We start from the raw sequence: 18,609 nt of genomic DNA on the forward strand, positions 1-18,609 counted from the left end.
CTGCACCGGTGACTTCCTCTCCTGACTTCGCCGCCTACATCGCGTCCCTGCCCCGCGTCCTGGCCGGCGCCGCCGCGCTGTTCCGGGACGGCGAGGGCCGTGTCCTGCTGGTCGAGCCCAACTACCGGGAGGGCTGGGCTCTGCCCGGCGGCACCGTCGAGTCCGACGACGGCGAGACCCCGCGGCAGGGCGCGCGGCGCGAGACGGCCGAGGAGATCGGCCTCGACCGTGAGCTCGGCCGGCTGCTGGCGGTGGACTGGGTGCGGGGCTCGGGCCGTCCGCCCCTGGTGGCGTACCTCTACGACGGCGGGGTGCTGAGCGAGGACGAGCTGAAGGCGATCCGCCTCCAGGAGGAGGAGCTGCTGTCCTGGCGGCTGGTCCCGCGCGAGGAACTGACCGAGTACCTGCCGGGCGCCCTCGGCGGCCGCGTCGTGGCCGCCCTCGACGTTCTGGCGGACGGCTCGGGGACGGCGGAGCTGGAGAACGGCCTGCGGGTGTACTGACGGGTCCGGCCGCTCACCCCTCGGTGCCCCGGTCGATATCCGCTCGCCGCCGCACCGCGGCCCCGCCTACCCTCGGTTCCATGGCCAAGCCCCTCGTCGCCCTGCTCACCGGTGCGGGTGTCAGCACCGACTCCGGGATTCCGGACTACCGCGGACCGAACGGGCTGTGGCGGCGGGATCCGGAGGCCGAGAAGCTCGTCACCTACGAGTACTACATGGGCGACCCGGAGATCCGCCGCCGGTCGTGGCGCATGCGGCTGGAGAACCACGCGCTGCGCCCCGAGCCCAACGCCGCGCACCGGGCGGTGGCGGAGCTGGAGCGGTCCGGGGTGCCGGTGCGGGTGATCACGCAGAACGTGGACGGACTGCACCAGCTCGCCGGGATGCCCGACCGCAAGGTGCTCGAACTGCACGGCACGGCACGGCGTTTCGTCTGCACCGGCTGCCATGCCCGCGGCCCGATGGAGGACGCGCTCGCCCGGATCGAGGCCGGTGAGGAGGATCCGCCGTGCCGGGAGTGCGGCGGGATCCTGAAGCCGGCGACGGTCATGTTCGGCGAGCGGCTCGACCCCGTCGTCCTCGGCGAAGCGGCGGCCATCAGCAAGGCCTGCCAGGTCTTCGTCGCGGCCGGCACCAGCCTCCAGGTCCAGCCCGCGGCGGGGCTCGCCGGTGTCGCCGCCGACCACGGCGCCCGCCTGATCGTCGTCAACGCCGAGCCGACCCCGTACGACGACCGTGCCGACGAGATCGTCCGCGATCCCATCGGCACGGCCCTGCCGGAGCTGCTGCGCCGTCTCACGGCCGGGGCGAGCCCCGCAGGTCCTCCAGGCGCGTGAGCGCGTCACGCCCCTGGTCCCGCTCGGCTTCGGGGAGGACGAGCGCGGCGGCCCGGGCCAGGGCGGTCGCGGTCGCCTCCTCGTCGCCGAGCCGCCGCACGACGTCCGCACGCTCGAAGCCGAGGGCGGTGGAGACGTCGAGGACGGGCGGGAGGGCCCGGCAGGGCAGGATCGGGATCGTCTTCTCCGGCATGCGAGGAGTCCGGTCAAAATTGACGAGTGGGGAGGGTCAGAACAGCGCGGTCCCGCGTTCGAAGTCCAGCAGGCGCTGCTTGCGTTCCAGGCCGCCCCCGTATCCCGTGAGGCCGCCGTTCGCACCGATGACGCGGTGACAGGGGACGATGATGCCGATGGGGTTGCGGCCGTTGGCCAGGCCGACCGCCCGGGAGGCGTTGGGGGCGCCGAGGATGCCGGCGAGCCGGCCGTAGGTGCGGGTCTCGCCGTAGGGGATACGGCGCAGCTGCTCCCAGACGGTGCGCTGGAACGGGGTGCCGTGCAGGCGCAGCGGGACGGTGAACTCCTCGAGTTCGCCCGCGAAATAGGCCTTGAGCTGTTCCTCCGTCTCCGTGAACAGGGTGGGGTCGCGGGGGCCGAAGGTCTCCTCCGGTGGGCGGTGGCGCTGGCCGGTCATGTAGAGGCCGCACAGGACGCCGTCGTCGGCGACGAGGGTGAGCGGGCCGTACGGGCTGTCGGTCACGGTGTGCTGCTTCATCGAACATCCCTATACCGGAAGGAAGTTGATCGGGTGGCTGTCGGTCGCCCAGAGGTACTGGACCGCATAGGCCCGCCAGGGGCGCCAGGCCGCCGCGCGGGCGGTGAGCGCGGCCGGGGTGGACGGCAGGCCCAGTTCCCGGGCGGCTCGGCGGATGCCGAGGTCGGTGGGGAGGAAGGCGTCGGGGTCGCCGAGGGCGCGCATGGCGATGACGTCCACCGTCCAGGGGCCGAAGCCGGGCAGGGCCAGGAGCTGGGCGCGGGTCTGCGGCCAGTCGCTCTCCACGCCGAGGTGGAGCTCGCCGTCGGCGAGACCGCGGACCAGGGTGGTGAAGGTCGCCCGGCGGGTGCGCGGCATCGCGAGGGTCTCGGGGTCGAGTGCCGCGAGGGCTTCGGGGGCCGGGAAGAGGTGGGTGAGGCCGCCCTCGGGGTCCTCGACCGGTTCGCCGTGCGCCGTGACCAGGCGGGCCGCGTGGGTGCGGGCGGCGGCGGTGGAGACCTGCTGGCCGAGCACGGCCCGGACGGCGAACTCGGCCTCGTCGACCGTGCGGGGCACGCGCCGGCCGGGTGCCTTGTCGACCAGGGGCGCCAGCACCGGGTCCGTGCGGAGCTGGTCGTCGATGGCGACGGGGTCGGCGTCCAGGTCGAGCAGGCGGCGGCAGCGGCTGATGGCGACGGTCAGATCACGCAGGTCGCTGAGGGTGAGGCGGCAGGCGATGTGGTCCGAATTGGGGGTGAGGGCCACGATGCCGTGGCCGTACGGGAGGCGCAGGGTGCGGCGGTAGGAGCCGTCGCGCCACTCCTCCACGCCGGGCACGGCCGTCGCCGCGAGGTGGCCGAAGAGGTTGTCGGGATTGAGCGGGGCGCGAAACGGCAGTCGCAGCGAGAGCGCGCCGGGGGTGCTCGCACCCTGCCGTTTCGGCGCGCGGGCGCGCAGCTCGCTCGGGGGCAGGGCGAAGACCTCGCGGACCGTGTCGTTGAAGGTGCGGATCGAGGCGAAGCCGGCGGCGAAGGCGATCTGCGCCATGGGCAGGGCGGTCGTCTCGATGAGCAGCCGGGCCGTCTGGGCGCGCTGGGCGCGGGCGAGCGCGAGAGGGCCCGCGCCCAGTTCGGCGAGCAGTTGCCGCTCGACCTGCCGGATGCTGTAGCCGAGCCGGCCGGCGAGGCCGGGCACGCCCTCGCGGTCCACGACACCGTCGGCGATCAGCCGCATGGCCCGGGCGACGAGGTCGGCGCGCTGGTTCCACTCCGGTGAGCCGGGGCTGGTGTCGGGCCGGCAGCGCTTGCAGGCCCGGAACCCGGCCTGCTGACAGGCGGCAGCGCTGGGGTGGAAGACCATGTTCTCCGGCTTGGGCGGCACCACCGGACAGCTGGGCCGGCAGTAGATGCCGGTGGTCAGGACGGCCGTGAAGAACCAGCCGTCGAACCGCGCGTCCTTGGATCGGACGGCGCGCACGCAGCGCTCGGTGTCGGTGTGCATCCCCATCTGCATGGGTCCAGCATCCGGCACGGGGCGGCGCCGGGCTGGCGAGAATCCGACATCGACGTGCCCGCCCGGCACCGCCCCACCGGCACAGATGAAGATTCATTCATGTGTTCGTGTGGGGCCGGTACGATGACGCCATGGGTCATGGAGCCGTCACCCCCGTGCAGGACGCAGGCGAGCGCGTACGCCTGGACGCGGACAACGTCGCGAAGGTCGCCACCACGCTCCAGGCCCTGTCCACACCCTCCCGGCTGCTGATCCTGGCGCGGCTGCGCGAAGGCCCGCTGCCGGCCACGGAGTTGGCCGCCGAGGTGGGCATGGAGCAGTCGGCCTGCTCGCACCAGCTGCGGCTGCTGCGCAACCTGGGCCTGGTCGTGGGCGAGCGGCGGGGCCGTTCGGTGGTCTACGCGCTGCACGACCACCATGTCGCCGAGCTGCTCGACCAGGCCGTCTACCACGTGGAGCATCTGCGTCTGGGCATCAGCGACGCCGCCGACTGAGGCGGCGTCGCTGTCACACGTCGGGTTCTAGCGGGTGGCCGTCGGCCGTCGCGAGGCCTCCATCGCCTCGCTCACCCGCGTCAGCGGACGCAGCCGGTAGGTGTAGGCGTAGTCGCGGCCCGCGAGCAGCTTGAACTCGTCGTGCGTGTGCGCTCCCCAGCTGTTGTCGCCGCCCACGCCCATCTGGCGGTGGTTGACCCGCAGGACCACCGCGTCCCGGGGGGTGAGCTGGTAGTCGTGGCGGGCCCCGACGGACAGGTCCTCGGGGGTGAAGCGCGAGGCGTTGACCTCCAGCAGCGGCTCACCGGACACCAGCAGCCCCCGCCCCCTGCCGTCGGTCAGCGCGGCCCAGCGCACGTCGGTCTTGTTGCCGTTCTCCTGGGGACGCAGGTAGGGGGTCCACTGCCCGGAGACGGTGCCGGAGTACAGGCCCACGTCGGTGGCGTCGTTGCGGTCCCACATGTTCTCCTCGGGACCCCGGCCGTAGTAGTGCAGCCGGTCCAGGCTCCGCGGCAGGAACAGCAGGGTGCCGACCTCCGGGATGTACGGCAGGTTCGCCGCGCCCGGGTGCAGGGTGTTGTCGACCTTGATCTCGCCGTTGCCGAAGACCGTGTACGTCGTGCTGTACGTGGACTCGGTGCCGGTGGGCAGCGTGCCGGTGACGGTGACCTCGACGGCCCGGTCGTCCAGGGGCCGCACCCGTACGTCGGCCACCTTCCGCTTCGCTCCGGCGTCGCGCCAGATCTGGTTGCGCGTGTGCTGCCCGTTGCCGCGGTCGTTGTCGGTGGGCGCCCGCCAGAAGTTCGGGACGGGGCCGGAGGTGATGAGCGGTGTGCCGCCCGCCTCGTACGAGGTGATGGTGCCGGTGCTCTTGTCGACGGTGACGGTGAAGCCCTTGCCCTTCACGGTGACGCTCTTGTCCCCGTCGGTGTGGCTGAGGGCGGGCACGCCGCGCAACGGCACGGGCTGCACGGCCGGGGCGCCCGCGTCGAGGGCGAGTTGCTGCTTGGCCACCTCGAAGCCCGCCTTCGCCCACTTGGTGGCTTCCCTGGTGGTGAAGGAGAGCTGGAGGAAGTACTCCGCGCCGGGCTCGGGCCTGGCGGGCAGGCGCACCGGGATCTTGATGTCCTTGCTGCTGAGCGGGGCGACGTTCAGCTGCTCGCGGGTCAGCCGGCCGCGCTGGACGACCTCGCCGTCGGCGACGAGGGACCAACGGCCCTCGAACTCGCGGATGTTGGTGAACAGGTACTCGTTGGTGAGCGTGATGGCGCCGGGGCCGCCCGTGGCCGGGGTGACGTTGACGGCCTGGTAGATCTGCTTGACCTCGGCGGACTTGCCGGTGAGCGTGCGGTCGGGCAGGACGATGCCGTCCCCGGCGAAGGCGCCGTCGTTGGGGTTGTCGCCCCAGTCACCGCCGTAGGCGTAGAACGTCTTGTCGCGCGGGCGCTTCTCGGTGAAGCCGGCGGTGGCGGCGTCGAACCAGAAGCGCACGCCCTCGTCGTCCGGCTTGCGGGTGTCCGAGGCCAGTTCCGCCGCGCTCAGGGCGCGGGCGTACACCCGGGCCCGGCGGATGGTGCCGCTGAACTCCCGGGTCGGGTTGTCGATGTCGGTGGCGAGCGACAGGGACGCGGTGTTGTCGGCGGGGCGCCGGGTGGTGGTCCTGGTGCCGCGCACCTGGCCGTCGACGTACAGGGTGAGCGTGCCCGCGTCCGCGTCGAAGACGCCGGCGATGTGGTGCTCCTTACCGGTCCAGCCGTCGGGCAGCGCCCAGCTCGCGGTGACCCACTGGCCGCCGCCGTGAATGAAGAACTCCAGGTTCCTGTCGGTCTGCTTGAGGGCGTACTGGGTGTCGCCCTTGGCGAGGATCGGCTGGTGGAAGCCGGTCACGTGCGGGGTGACCCAGGCCTCCAGCGTGAGGGAGCCCGTGAGGTCGAGGCGGCTGTCGCGGGGGAAGACGGTGCCGCCGGAGATGCCCTTGGCGCGGTCGAAGGTGCCGGCGGGCGCGATGATCTCGCCGCGCAGCGAGCCCGGGCCGGACTCGGTCAGCAGCTTGCGGGTGGGGGTGGGCCAGCGCAGGGCCTGGTCGACGAAGTCCCAGATCCAGCCGCCCTGGAGGACGTCGTAGCGGCGGACGATGTCCCAGTACTTCTTGAAGTTGCCGCTGGAGTTCCCCATCGCGTGCGAGTACTCGATCATCACGTACGGGCGGGTGTCGTTCGTGTCCTTGGCGCGCTGCTCGACCCGCTGCGGGCTGTCGTACATCTCGGAGCGGATGTCGCTGATGCCCGGTCGGTCGTCGCCCTCGTACTGGATGACGCGGGTGGGGTCGTAGGAGCGGATCCAGTCGTGCATGGCGTTGAAGGTGGTGCCGCCGCCCGCCTCGTTGCCGAGGGACCAGATGACCACCGAGGCGTGGTTCTTGTCGCGGTGGACCATGTTCCGGGCGCGGACCACGCACGCCTCGGTCCACTCGGGGTGGCCGCTGCCCGGGAACCTGTCACGGATGCCGTGGGTCTCCAGGTTGGTCTCGTCGACGAGGTACAGGCCGTATTCGTCCGCGAGTTCCAGCCACAGGGGGTTGTTGGGGTAGTGCGAGGTGCGGACGCTGTTGATGTTGAGCCGCTTGATGATCTCGATGTCCTGCACCATCTGCGCGCGGGTGAGCGCCGAGCCCGTGACGGGGTGCATCTCGTGCCGGTTGGTGCCGCGGAGGGAGACCGGCTTGCCGTTGATGCGCATCAGGCCGTCCTTGAGCGCGAACTCGCGGAAGCCGACCCGGTGCGAGAGCGTCTCGACCACCTTGCCGGACGGGTCGCGCAGGCGCAGCACGGCGGTGTAGAGGTTCGGGTGCTCGGCCGACCACAGCTTCGGCGCGGGGACGGCTCTGGACGCCTCGACGGTGGCCTCGTCGCCGTCCGGGACGTCGACGGACCCGTTCAACGGCCGCGACCAGACGGCGTGGCCGCGCGCGTCGTAGAGCTGGGTCTCGACGGTGTGGCGGCCCCCGCCCTCGCCGCCGTAGTCGCGCACGTGCGCGGTGACCTTGAGCTCGGCGGAGGTGTAGTCGTCGCCGAGCGGGGTGTCCAGGCGGAAGTCGCGCAGGTGCACGCTCGGCGTGGAGAAGAGGTGGACCGAGCGGAAGATGCCGCTCAGCCGGATCATGTCCTGGTCCTCCAGCCACTCCGCGTCGGAGTAGCGGTACACCTCGACGGCGATCTGGTTGGTGCCCGGCTTGAGGTGGGGCGTGATGTCGTACTCGGCGGAGGTGTAGGAGTCCTCGTGGTAGCCCACCAGCTCACCGTTGATCCACACGTAGTGCGCGGACTTGACGCCCTCGAAGTGCAGGAAGGTGCGCCGGCCCTTCCAGTTGCGGGGCACGGTGAACGTACGGCGGTACTGGCCGACGGGGTTGTAGCGGGTCGGGGCGGCCGGCGGCTGGGCGTCCTCACCACCGCCGTTGGGGCCCCACCAGGGGTAGGTGATGTTGACGTAGATCGGGAAGTCGTAGCCGTGCATCTGCCAGGCCGAGGGCACGGGGATGGTGTCCCAGCCGGAGTCGTCGACGTCGGTGCGGTAGAAGTCCGTGTCCCGGTCGTCGGGGCGGTCCACGTAGGCGAACTTCCAGGTGCCGTCCAGGCTCAGGCGGTACGGAGAGCGCTCGCGGTCGGCCTTCAGCGCCTGTCCGAGGTCCGCGTACGGCATGAGGGTGGTGTGCGGCGGCTCGGTGCCGATCCGGTAGGTGGCCAGGCCGTCGTTCCACTCCGGCGGGCCGTCCGCCGCCGGGCGCCGGCCGGCCGCGTACGCCGCGGCGGGCGACGCGGACAGGGCGAGCGCGCCGAGCACGGCGGCTCCTCCCTCCAGCAGTCGGCGGCGGCTGACGACCGGCCGGTCGGCGGGAGAGGGGTGCGAGTGCGGGTGCGGCATGACCGTTGGCCTTCCTCGGTTCGACAGGGTGCTGCACGGACTGAGGGCATGTCAGATGCGGTCCCCAACGTCCCATCCGTGATGGGTGTTTCTGTTGGTACGCGTGCAACTGACGGTGACGGAGCAACTGCTGAGCAGGCACACCCTAGGACTCGAACACAACCGAAGCAATGACCCCATCGGACTTTGTGCGGTCCTGATGGTTATCCGGCGTCAGGAGGCCTCTAGTCCGTCGTGAGGAAGCCCAGCAACTCGCTCACCAGCCGGGCGGGCGCGTCGAGCGGGACGAGATGGCCGGCCTGCGGGACGGGCACCAGCCGCGCCCCGGGGATCAGGGCGGCGAGTTCCTGCCCCTTGGCGAAGGGAATCCAGGTGTCCTCGGTACCCCAGCACACCGTGACGGGCAGCTCGATCGTCGGGTAGAGCGGCTGGATCTCGTCGGTGTAGCGCTGGTCGGCCTGCGCGATCTGCCGGTAGAAGGCGGCCTGGCCCTCCTCCCCCGTCCACGGCCCGACGAGCGCGTCGAGCGTGGCGGGCCGCAGGCCGAGATGACTCGCGGAGGAGACGTACTCGCGCACCAGGGCTTCGTGCAGAGCCGCCGGGAGCTGCTCGAAGACCTGGCTGTGCTCCCCGACCAGCCGGAAGAAGGGGGAACCCCAGGGCTCCAGGGCCACCGGATCGACCAGCGCGAGCCGCCGGTAGCGGACCCCGTGCAGCAGGTGGGCACGCAGTGCCACACACCCGCCGAAGTCGTGCGCGACGACCGCCGGCTCCTCCCATCCCCAGTGGGCGAGCAACTCGGTGAAGATCCGGCCCTGGGCGCCCAGTGAGACATCCTGGCCGGAGCGCATGGCCGAGGTGCCGTAACCGGCCATGTCCCACACGTGCACGCGGTGCCCGGCGGCGGCGAGGGCGGGGGCGATCTCATGCCACACGAACGAGGAGAAGGGCGTCCCGTGCAGCAGCACGACCGGCTCGCCGCCGGGGTCGCCGAGCCGGTCCCAGCGCACGGTTCCCGACGCGGTGACCAGGCTCTCCCGCAGCGTCCAGTCCCCCACGACGCCACCCCCTCCCCGCGGGTACCGACCCGCGCGTTTTTTGTCATTTCGGCGCGACAGTGCCGCTCTCCCGACCGTAATGTGACCTCATCGGACAGCCCGCGCAACAGATCTTGGCGGTACCTTTGCCGCGCCGGAAGGAGCGGCTCGCATGAACGGGTATGCGACCTCGGACCGCGACGCCGTCACGGCCGCGCCCGGTGGGCTGCTGGACCTGCTGAAGGTCGCGGCCGTGGTCCTGGACGCGGGCGGGCACATCGCGCTGTGGAGCCCGGAGATCGAGCAGCTGCTCGGCTGGAGCGCACAGGAGGCCCTGCGTCAGCGCGCCGACACCCTCCTGGTGTCCCCGGAGAACAGATCCCGGGGCAGGGAGCTGTTCGCCCAGGTCAGCACGGGCGCCCGGTGGGCCGGTGTCTTCCCGCTGCGGCACCGCGACGGCACGGAACGCGCCGTGGAGTTCCGCACGATGCGCCTCCTCGACCCCGAGGGTCAGCCCCACCTGCTGGGACTCGCCACGGACGCGTCGACCGTACGGAAGGTGGAGCGCGACCTCGCCCTCTCGCACAGCCTCGTCAACCAGACCCCGCTCGGCATCGCCGTCTTCGACAACGAGCTGCGCTGGGTCGGGGTCAACCCCGCCCTGGAGCGGATCAACGGCGTGCCCGAGGAGGCCGTGCTGGGGCGCCGGATCGGCGAGGTGCTGCCCGATCTGGACGTGGAGACCATCGAGGCCCGGATGCGGCACGTCCTGGAGACCGGCAGGCCGCTGCTCGACCAGCAGACCGTCGGCCGGACGGCGGCGGACGTCCAGGACCGGGCCTACTCGGAGTCGTACCACCGCATCGAGGACACCGACGGCCGGGTGCTCGGGCTCGCGATGGCCGTGCTGGACGTCACCGAGCGCCAGCAGGCCGCCGCCGAGGTCGCGCAGGCGCGCCAGCACCTGTCGGTGATCGCCGACGCGGGCGTGAAGATCGGCACCACTCTGGACCTCCAGCAGACCGCCCGGGAGCTGGCCGACGCGGTCGTGCCGCAGCTCGCGGACCTGGCCGCCGTGGACGTCCTGGAGTCCGTCGTGGCCGGCGGCACCATCGTGCCCGTGTCGGGCGGCGCCCCTGCCGAGTTCCGTGCGCTGGCCGTCGCGGCCGGCTACCCCACCGACGCCATCCACGCCGCCGACCCGGTGGGCGAGCTGGCCACGTACGGCTCGTCGCGAATCATCACGCAGTGCGTCCGCAACGCCCGCCCGGTCCTGGTCGAGCACGTGGACGCCAAGATGCTGCGGCGCCTGGCCCGGGACGCGCGGGCCGCCCAGGCCCTGCACGAGGCCGGTGCCCACTCCTACCTGGCCCTGCCGCTGATGGCCCGGGGCAAGGTGCTCGGCACGCTGTCGCTGTACCGCACGGTCAACGAGCTCCCCTTCGACGACCGTGACCAGGTGCTCGCCTCGGAGCTCGCCGCCCGCGCCGCGATCTGCATCGACAACGCCCGCCTCTACGGCCGCGAACGGGGCACCGCCCTGACCCTGCAGCGCAGCCTGCTCCCCAGCACGCCCGCCGAGCGGGAGGGACTGGACATCGCCGCCCGCTACCGCCCGGCCCTCAGCGAGGTCGGCGGCGACTGGTACGACGTCCTGCCGTTGGGCCCGGGACGCACCGGGCTGGTCGTCGGGGACGTCATGGGCAAGGGCGTCCAGGCGGCGGCGATCATGGGGCAGCTGAGCACGGCGACGCGGGCGCTGGCGCGGCTGGACCTGCCACCGGCCGAGCTGTTGCGGCACCTCGACGACATCGCCGGCTCGCTGGGCGACGCGATCGCCACCTGTGTGTACGCGGTGTGCGACCTGCGGCGCGGCACCTGCGAGCTGTCCAGCGCCGGACATCTGCCGCCGGTGCTCGCCGGGCCGGACGGCGACGCGGCGCTCCTCGACATTCCGGGCGGTGTCCCGCTCGGGGTCGGCGGGGTGGAGTTCGGCACGCTGGAGGTGGAACTCGCCCCGGGCTCCCTGCTCGCCCTGTACACGGACGGGCTGGTCGAGAACCGCGCGGAGCCCATCGACACCGGTCTCGACACGCTGACACGGCTGCTGAGGAACGCCGGGCACAGCCTTCAGCGCGCGAGCGACAGTCTGCTCAGCGCGCTGAGTCCCGAACCGGACGACGACGTGGCTCTGCTGTTGGTCCGCACGCGGGGCTGAGCCCCGACGGCTCAGGCGTCACCCCTGCGTGGGGTGCACAGGGCCCAGATGATGAACGCGGACATCGCGATCATGACCACGGACCAGACCGGGTAGGACGGCAGGGAGAGGAAGTTCGCGATGATGACGAGTCCGGCGATGCCCACGCCGGTGACGCGCGCCCAGCCCGCTCCCTGGAACAGGCCCATGCTGACGAGCACGGCGACCACACCCAGGATGAGGTGGATCCAGCCCCAGCCGGTGAGATCGAACGCGAAGATGTAGTTGCTGGTCGAGACGAAGACCTCGTCCTCGGCGATCGCCGCGATGCCGCGGAAGACGGCCAGGATTCCGGCGATCATCAGCATGACGGCCGCGAAGACCATCATGCCGGTGGCCAGGCCGTGCTTCGCTGTCGTGTGCCCGTGCGTAGGGTGTGTGGCGGCCATCTGTTACCTCGCTTCTGCTGGGTCCGGCGCGGTCAGCGACCGGAGGTGGGGGTACCGGGGGCCGAGGCTCCCGATGCTGCGGAGCCGCTCAGTACCAGCTCCTTCGCCCTGCGGAACTCCTCGTCCGTGATGTCGCCGCGGGAGCGGATGTCGGACAGCCTGGCGAGCTCGTCGACGCTGCTGGGCCGTCCCTCGCCGCCCCGGGCGGTCTCCCTGATGTAGCTGTCGAGAGCCTGCTGCTGAGCGCGGGCCCGGTCCGTCTCCCGGCGGCCCATGTTCCGGCCGCGGGCGAGGACGTAGACGAACACGCCCAGGAAGGGCAGGAGGACGCACAGGATCAGCCAACCGGCCTTGGCCCCGCCGCTCAGGGAATCGTCGCGGAAGATGTCGAGGACCACCCGGAAGAGCAGGACGAACCACATGATCCAGAGGAAGAACCACAGCATCGACCAGAAGGCGCCCAGCAGCGGAAAGTCGTACGCCAGGTAGGTCGTCTGCGCGTCCATGTCGGTCCTCCGTCCCCGGGGCAGGCCCGGCGACCGTCCCCGTCGACCTCAGCCTGCCCGGGGCCGGGCCGGGCCGCCTCACCCGTGGCGGGTGATCCGTGTGCGGCGTGAGAGCGCTGAGGTGGTGAACAGGCCCCGCGGGGCGTCCGGGGGCCGGACCGAGACCGAGAGACACGGCGATGGACGATGCAGCGCAGGCACCGCACCGGCGGCGGCCGGGGCGTCGGCGGCGCGCGGCGGTCTCGGCCCTCGTGCGTGCCGCGCTCATCGCGGCCGGGCTCGTCACCGTCTACTACGTGCTGCCCCTGGACGGACGCGGCACGGGAGGCGACTCGGTGCTGCTGGGGTGCGGACTGCTGCTGGTGGTCGTGGTCTTCTGGTGGGAGGTGCGGGCCATCGTGGCCTCGCCCTACCCCCGGCTGAAGGCCGTAGAGGCCCTGGGCACGACGCTGGCGCTGTTCCTGCTGCTCTTCGCGGGCGCCTACTTCCTGCTGGAGCACTCCACCCCGGGCTCGTTCAGCGAGCCGCTGACCAAGACGGACTCCCTGTACTTCACGCTGACCACCTTCACCACCGTCGGCTACGGCGACATCACGGCCCGTTCCCAGACCGGGCGGACGCTGACGATGATGCAGATGGCGGGCGGGCTGCTGCTGGTGGGCGTGGCGGCACGGATCCTCGCCGGCGCGGTGCAGGCGGGACTGCGCCGGCAGGGCCGGGAGCCCTCGGACGACTTCCCCTCACGGCCGGAGCGCTGAGCCATGACCGTACCGAGCCCCTTCACGACCTTCGTGTCACCGGCCGAGCGAGCGGCCGCGGGCCGGCGCGCACGGCGGCGGGTCCCGCGCTCGGCCCACGCCGGGTTCGAGGAGGGGCCGGACCGGTTCGACCCGGTCGAGGTGGTGCAGCGCCAGTCGGCCACCCGCGTACCGGAGTTGGTGCCGATCCGCTACGGCCGCATGCTCGAGTCCCCGTTCCGTTTCTACCGCGGCGCGGCGGCGGTCATGGCGGCGGACCTCGGGGCCACCACGGACACCGGGCTGCGGGTGCAGTTGTGCGGAGACGCCCATCCGCTGAACTTCCGGCTGCTGGCCTCGCCGGAGCGCCATCTGGTCTTCGACATCAACGACTTCGACGAGACGCTCGCCGGCCCGTTCGAGTGGGACGTCAAACGGCTCGCGGCCGGCTTCGTCATCGCGGGCCGGGCCAACGGCTTCTCGGCGGCGGAGCAGAACAGCGCGGTGGAGGCGTGTGTCCGGGCCTACCGGCGCCGGATGCGGGAGTTCGCCGGGATGCGCACCCTCGACATCTGGTACGCCCAGGACGACGCCGACCACCTGCGGGAGCTGATGTCCGCGTCGCTGTCCAAGGAGGCCCGGCGCCGCACCGCGAAGGCCACGGCGAGCGCCCGGACGCGCACCCATATGCAGGCCTACGCGAAACTCACCCGGGCCACGGCCGAGGGGCGGCGGATCACGCCGGACCCACCGCTGATCACCCCGCTGCGGGACCTCGTGACCGACGCCTCGCCGCACGGCCAGGAGCACGCACTGCGCGCCGTCCTGGAGGGTTACGCACGGACCCTGTCGTCGGAGCGCCGGCATCTGCTGCGTCATTACCGCCCGGTGGACATCGCCCGCAAGGTGGTCGGGGTCGGCAGTGTCGGCACCCGCTGCTGGATCGTGCTGCTCCTGGGCCGGGACGACGACGATCCGCTGCTGCTCCAGGCCAAGGAGGCACAGGAGTCGGTGCTCGCCGCCCACAGGGGCGGCGACCGCTGGGACAACCAGGGCCGGCGCGTGGTGGCGGGCCAGCGGCTGATCCAGACGACCAGCGACATCCTGCTGGGCTGGACCCACGCGGTGGGGCTCGACGGACACGAGCGGGACTTCTACGTGCGGCAGTTGCGGGACTGGAAGGGCATCGCCCGGCCGGAGACCATGAACCCCGGTCTGCTCCGGCTGTTCGGGGAGCTGTGCGGGGCGAGCCTGGCACGCGCCCACGCCCGCTCCGGTGACCCCGTCGCCATCGCGGCCTACCTGGGCGGCGGCGACCGCTTCGACCGCGCGCTGACCGTGTTCGCGCAGGCGTACGCCGATCAGAACGAGCGGGATTTCGAAGCGCTCGGCGAGGCGGTCCGCTCAGGCCGGGTGCACGCCGCGGCGGAGTGAGCATCCGTCCCTCGGTGCATCTCCACACCGCCGGGCCCCAGCTGGGGGACGCGGATCGGCAGCCCCACGTGGAGGTCGGCGGCGACCACCCCCGTCGGCGTCAGCTCGCCGTCGGCACAGCACGTCCCGCTCGCGAGCGCTCAACGCCTCGACGGCAGGACCGGGGACGCGTCCGGAGCGGCCGCCGCGTCGTCGACGGCCGCCGCGGGCCGGAGACGAACGGGCCGACCGTCAGGTAGTCGGTCTCCGCCAGGCGGCCGAGGGCTCCCCACCGGGGCAGGTCCATCGCCCCGCCGGCCGGGTGTCCGGCCACCGCGGACAGGGCGGCCCGGGCCCCGCGACCACCCGCCGCGGGCGATGCGCCCCGGCCCCGGCCGTTGTTCTCTGAAGTGCACGCACACCACCTACGGAGCCGTGCGGCCCGGCCCGGGCGGCTCGGAACGGGGGTACCGGCCATGTGCCGCTGGCTCGCCTACTCGGGCACTCCCGTGCTGCTCGACGACGTCCTCTACCGCCCGGAGCACTCGCTGATCGACCAGAGCCTGCACGCGCGGATGGGGGTCGAGACCACCAACGGAGACGGTTTCGGCGTGGGCTGGTACGCCTGGCACCTGCGCACCCCCGCCGTCATCCGCGACACGGGCCCGGCCTGGAGCAACCGCAACCTGCGGGAGATCGCCGACCACGTCCGCTCGCCGCTGTTCTTCGCCCATGTGCGCGCCTCCACCGGCTCGGCCGTGCAGCAGACGAACTGCCATCCGTTCCGTCACGGGCGGTGGATGTGGATGCACAACGGGGCGATCGACGGCTACCTCGACCTGCGCCGGGATCTCATGCTCGCCGTGGACCCGGTGCTGTTCCCGTCGCTGGAGGGCACCACGGACTCCGAGGTGATGTTCCACGTGGCGCTCACCCTCGGTCTGGACGGCGATCCGCCGGGCGCGGTGGCCCGGATGACGGGGCTCGTCGAGCGGCTGGGCCGCGAGCACGGGGTGCCGCAGCCGCTCCAGATGACGGTCGCGGTGACCGACGGGGAGCGGGTGTGGTTCTTCCGGTACTCAAGCGCGGGAAAATCGCGGTCGCTGTACTACAGCAGCCGGGTGGAGGACGTGCGAGCCCTCCACCCCGACCTGGGGTTCCTGAACCATGTCTCCGACGAGACGCGGCTGGTCGTGTCCGAGCCGCTGGGCGATCTGCCGGGTGTCTGGAACGCCGTACCGGAGAGCACCTACGGCGTCGTCCAGCCCGGCCGGGGCCTGCTGCGGCACTTCGAGCCCGAGCCCGTATGAGCGCTGCCGTCCCGTGCCGTCAGCGGAGTCGGGCGGCGAACGCCTCGTACGCCCGCTCGTCGAAGAGGACGAACCTGACCTCCTCGACCGTCGTGTCCGCCGCCCGTACGGTCTCGACCGCGATCCGGGCGCCGTCGTCCATCGGCCATCCGTAGACACCGGTGGAGATCGCGGGGAACGCGACGGTACGGGCGCCGAGTTCGGCGGCGACGCGGAGCGACTCGCGGTAGCAGGAGGCGAGGAGGCCGGAGCGGTCCTCGGTCGTGCTGAACACCGGGCCGACCGTGTGGATCACCCACCGGGCGTCCAGATCGCCCGCGGTGGTGGCGACGGCCTGACCGGTGGGCAGGCCCTTGCCGAGGTGCGCGGCACGGAGCCTGCGGCAGTCCTCCAGGATGGCGGGGCCGCCGCGGCGGTGGATCGCCCCGTCGACCCCTCCCCCGCCCAGCAGGGACGAGTTGGCCGCGTTGACGATCGCGTCGACGCTCTCGCGGGTGATGTCGCCCTGGACCAGTTCGATGGCCGTCATGTCTGCCTCAGTCGCTTCCAGACGGCCTTGGCCGCGTTGTGCCCCGACATGCCGTGCACTCCGGGGCCCGGCGGGGTCGCCGAGGAGCAGAGGAACACGGCCGGATGGGGGGTGTGGTACGGGAACAGGGTGGGCTTCGGACGCAGCAGGAGCTGGAGGCCGGAGGCCGCGCCGGAGGCGATGTCCCCGCCGACGTAGTTGGCGTTGCGGGCGGCGAGTTCGGGCGGGCCCGCCGTGGCACGGGCCAGGACGCGGTCGCGGAACCCCGGCGCGAAACGCTCCAGTTGGCGCTCGACGGCGTCGGTGAGGTCACCGGTCCAGCCGTTCGGGACGTGCCCGTAGGCCCAGAAGACGTGCTTGCCCGCAGGGGCCCGGGTGGGGTCGACGACGCTCGGTTGCACCGTGATCAGGAACGGCTTGTCGGGGGCCCGGCCCTCCCGGGACACCGCGCGCAGGGCCGCGCCGATCTCCGCGCTGCTCGCGCCGATCTGCACCGTGCCGGCGGCACGGGCCTCCTTCGCGGTCCACGGCACGGGGCCGTCCAGCGCGTAGTCGATCTTGAAGACGCCCGGCCCGTAGCGGTAGCCGGCGTAGTGGGTGCCGAAGCCGGCGATGCGGGCCAGGGCGGTGGGCGAGGTGTCGAAGACGTACGCACGGGCCGGCGGCAGGTCGTCGAGGCGCTTGACCTCGTAGTCGGTGTGGACGCCGCCGCCGAGATCGCGCAGGTAGGCGGCGAGGGCATCGGAGAGGGACTGGGAGCCGCCGCGGGCGACGGGCCAGCCGCGGGCGTGCGCCGCGAGGGCGAAGACCAGGCCGACGGCGCCGGTGGCGAAGCCGCCGAGCGGTGCCATGACATGGGCGACGAGCCCGGAGAACAGGGCCTTGGCCGGTTCGTCGCGGAAGCGGCGCATCAGGAGCGTCGACGGGGGCAGCCCGGCCAGGCCGAAGCGGGCGAGGGTGACCGGGTCGCGGGGCAGCGCGGTCAGCGGCAGGGACATGAAGTCCCGGACGAGGGTGTCCCACTTGGGCAGGAAGGGTGCCACAAGCTTGCGGTACGCGCCGGCGTCGCGCGGGCCGAAGGAGGCGGCCGTCTCGCCGACCGTCCGGGCCAGCACGGCCGCCCTGCCGTCCGGGAAGGGATGCGCCATGGGCAGCTCGGCGTGCAGCCACTCCAGGCCGTAGCGCTCGAGCGGCAGGGCGCGGAACGCCGGAGAGTTGATGGCGAGCGGGTGGGCCGCGGAGCACGGGTCGTGCCGGAAGCCGGGGAGGGTGAGCTCCTCGGTGCGGGCTCCGCCGCCCACGGTGCCCCGGGCCTCGAAGACGGCGACGGAGAAGCCGCGGCGGGCCAGCTCCACGGCCGCGGTCAGTCCGTTCGGCCCCGCACCCACTACGACGGCATCGAGCATCGACGGCACCTTGGGACCCCTTCGTCAGCCGACGGCCACTGAGATCAGGATATGCCCGGGGACTGTCCGTCACCGGCCGCGGGTGATTTCCGCTGTGGAAGGCCGATTCGCGGCGGCCGGAGCCGTCCCGCGCAGCACGGTGAGTGATCGGGCGTGCGCGGCGGGCGACGGTTCCGGCGCTCAGGCCCCGCCCGAGAGCAGCCCCACCACCCTGCGGGCCGTGGTCGCGTCGCGGGCCGCGGTGAAGGGCAGGACATTGCCGCCCGTGATGCGGAACGGCTCGCCCGCGCGGGTCAGGTGCGCGCCGCCCGCCTCCTCGACCAGCAGCAGACCGGCCGCGTGATCCCAGGCGGCTTCCCAGGAGAACGCGACGGCGTCCAACTCGCCGCGCGCGATGGCGAGGTACTCCAGACCGGCCGAGCCGCACGGGCGCGGTTGCACACCGTCCGTGCGCAGGCGGAGCAGGGCGTGCTTCTCCTCCTCCGTCGTGTAGTCCGGGTGGGAGGTGGCCACGCGCAGGTCCCGGCCGGGCTCCGGCACACCGGCGAACAGCCGCTGCCCGTCGAGGTAGGCGCCCTTGCCCCGCTGGGCGGTGGCGAGCCGGTCACGGGCGGGCGCGTACGTCCAGGACGCGAGCAGGGTGCCACCGACGGCCAGCGCGACCAGGGTGCAGAACCCGGCCTCGCCGCGCACGAACTGCCGGGTGCCGTCGACCGGGTCGACGATCCAGACCGGGACGTCGCCGCGTATCGCCTCGTACGACGCCGGGTTGGCGTGGACCGCCTCCTCGCCGACCACGACCGAGCCGGGCAGCAGGGCGGCCAGCGCCTCGGTCAGGTACAGCTCGGCCTTGCGGTCGGCGTCGGTCACCAGGTCGTGCGGGCCGCTCTTCTGATCCACCTCGTGCGCGGCGAGCCGGCGCCAGCGGGGCATGATCTCGCCGGCGGCGGCCTTGCGGATCGCCTCTTCGACGTCGGAGGCGTGCTCTGCGAGAAACTCTTCGATGGTTTCGTTCGTGTCGATCACCCCTCCATGACAACACGGGTCACTGACAAGGCGCCCCCG

At 72.5% G+C, this 18,609-nt stretch carries 16 protein-coding genes and 1 pseudogene; 7 read left to right on the top strand and 10 right to left on the bottom strand.

The genetic code is table 11. The features are described 5' to 3' along the window. The first annotated feature begins 8 nt into the window (after positions 1-8). Positions 9-503 carry an NUDIX domain-containing protein gene (locus ACFY9E_RS03865; protein WP_390979046.1) on the top strand — a complete coding sequence of 165 codons (495 nt, stop codon included), beginning with the start codon at positions 9-11 and terminating at the stop codon, positions 501-503. An 80-nt stretch (positions 504-583) separates the two neighbouring features. After that, entirely contained in the window at positions 584-1,339 is a 756-nt protein-coding gene (locus tag ACFY9E_RS03870; protein WP_390979048.1) for a Sir2 family NAD-dependent protein deacetylase, read from the top strand. 112 nt (positions 1,340-1,451) lie between these two features. Here ACFY9E_RS03870 and ACFY9E_RS03875 read toward each other — a convergent pair. The 3 genes and pseudogenes from ACFY9E_RS03875 to ACFY9E_RS03885 form a co-directional block, all read right to left on the bottom strand. Continuing rightward, positions 1,452-1,532, bottom strand: a pseudogene (locus tag ACFY9E_RS03875) (VOC family protein); the annotation flags it as partial. 36 nt (positions 1,533-1,568) lie between these two features. Further along, positions 1,569-2,051 carry a methylated-DNA--[protein]-cysteine S-methyltransferase gene (locus tag ACFY9E_RS03880; RefSeq protein WP_390979050.1) on the bottom strand — a complete coding sequence of 161 codons (483 nt, stop codon included), beginning with the start codon at positions 2,049-2,051 and terminating at the stop codon, positions 1,569-1,571. Positions 2,052-2,060: 9 nt separating this feature from the next. Continuing rightward, complete coding sequence (locus ACFY9E_RS03885) at positions 2,061-3,530, bottom strand: AlkA N-terminal domain-containing protein (RefSeq protein WP_390980295.1); 1,470 nt, start codon at positions 3,528-3,530, stop codon at positions 2,061-2,063. 143 nt (positions 3,531-3,673) lie between these two features. Here ACFY9E_RS03885 and ACFY9E_RS03890 point away from each other — a divergent pair, with 143 nt between their 5' ends. Further along, on the top strand, positions 3,674-4,036 hold the full coding sequence (locus tag ACFY9E_RS03890; RefSeq protein WP_033309205.1) for a metalloregulator ArsR/SmtB family transcription factor: 363 nt from the start codon (positions 3,674-3,676) through the stop codon (positions 4,034-4,036). A 27-nt stretch (positions 4,037-4,063) separates the two neighbouring features. Here the strand turns inward: ACFY9E_RS03890 and ACFY9E_RS03895 are convergent, their stop codons facing one another. Next, positions 4,064-7,960 (bottom strand): glycoside hydrolase family 2 TIM barrel-domain containing protein, encoded by a 3,897-nt coding sequence (locus ACFY9E_RS03895; protein WP_390979052.1) that lies wholly within the window; start codon positions 7,958-7,960, stop codon positions 4,064-4,066. A gap of 224 nt (positions 7,961-8,184) precedes the next feature. After that, positions 8,185-9,018, bottom strand: a complete 834-nt coding sequence (locus ACFY9E_RS03900) for an alpha/beta fold hydrolase (protein WP_390979054.1) — start codon at positions 9,016-9,018, stop codon at positions 8,185-8,187. Positions 9,019-9,169: 151 nt separating this feature from the next. On the opposite strand from ACFY9E_RS03900, the gene ACFY9E_RS03905 reads away from it, so the two are divergent. Continuing rightward, positions 9,170-11,215, top strand: a complete 2,046-nt coding sequence (locus ACFY9E_RS03905; protein ID WP_390979056.1) for a SpoIIE family protein phosphatase — start codon at positions 9,170-9,172, stop codon at positions 11,213-11,215. 11 nt (positions 11,216-11,226) lie between these two features. Here ACFY9E_RS03905 and ACFY9E_RS03910 read toward each other — a convergent pair whose 3' ends face one another. Next, a complete protein-coding gene (locus ACFY9E_RS03910) occupies positions 11,227-11,643 on the bottom strand; it encodes a hypothetical protein (protein ID WP_390979058.1) in 417 nt (138 codons plus the stop codon). 32 nt (positions 11,644-11,675) lie between these two features. Beyond that, the gene (locus ACFY9E_RS03915; protein WP_390979060.1) at positions 11,676-12,149 is read right to left on the bottom strand and encodes a PLDc N-terminal domain-containing protein; all 474 of its coding nucleotides are present in this window, start codon (positions 12,147-12,149) and stop codon (positions 11,676-11,678) included. 179 nt (positions 12,150-12,328) lie between these two features. Here ACFY9E_RS03915 and ACFY9E_RS03920 point away from each other — a divergent pair, with 179 nt between their 5' ends. From ACFY9E_RS03920 to ACFY9E_RS03930, 3 genes are all read left to right on the top strand, one after another. Then, positions 12,329-12,907 carry an ion channel gene (locus ACFY9E_RS03920; RefSeq protein WP_390979062.1) on the top strand — a complete coding sequence of 193 codons (579 nt, stop codon included), beginning with the start codon at positions 12,329-12,331 and terminating at the stop codon, positions 12,905-12,907. Between the two features lie 3 nt (positions 12,908-12,910). Continuing rightward, positions 12,911-14,320: a DUF2252 family protein gene (locus tag ACFY9E_RS03925; RefSeq protein ID WP_390979064.1), complete on the top strand. Its 1,410-nt coding sequence runs from the start codon at positions 12,911-12,913 to the stop codon at positions 14,318-14,320. 455 nt (positions 14,321-14,775) lie between these two features. Next, positions 14,776-15,609, top strand: coding sequence for a class II glutamine amidotransferase (locus ACFY9E_RS03930; protein ID WP_390979066.1), 834 nt, complete (start codon positions 14,776-14,778; stop codon positions 15,607-15,609). A gap of 19 nt (positions 15,610-15,628) precedes the next feature. Here the strand turns inward: ACFY9E_RS03930 and ACFY9E_RS03935 are convergent, their stop codons facing one another. From ACFY9E_RS03935 to ACFY9E_RS03945, 3 genes are all read right to left on the bottom strand, one after another. Beyond that, the gene (locus ACFY9E_RS03935; protein WP_390979068.1) at positions 15,629-16,138 is read right to left on the bottom strand and encodes an O-acetyl-ADP-ribose deacetylase; all 510 of its coding nucleotides are present in this window, start codon (positions 16,136-16,138) and stop codon (positions 15,629-15,631) included. Continuing rightward, complete coding sequence (locus ACFY9E_RS03940; RefSeq protein ID WP_390979070.1) at positions 16,135-17,544, bottom strand: FAD-dependent oxidoreductase; 1,410 nt, start codon at positions 17,542-17,544, stop codon at positions 16,135-16,137. Before ACFY9E_RS03940 ends, ACFY9E_RS03935 begins: the two co-directional genes overlap by 4 nt. 180 nt (positions 17,545-17,724) lie before the next feature. Beyond that, a complete protein-coding gene (locus ACFY9E_RS03945; RefSeq protein WP_390979072.1) occupies positions 17,725-18,570 on the bottom strand; it encodes an inositol monophosphatase family protein in 846 nt (281 codons plus the stop codon). Between the last annotated feature and the right edge of the window lie 39 nt (positions 18,571-18,609).

This window comes from Streptomyces sp. NPDC012466, from assembly GCF_042955215.1.
GTDB lineage: Bacteria > Actinomycetota > Actinomycetes > Streptomycetales > Streptomycetaceae > Streptomyces.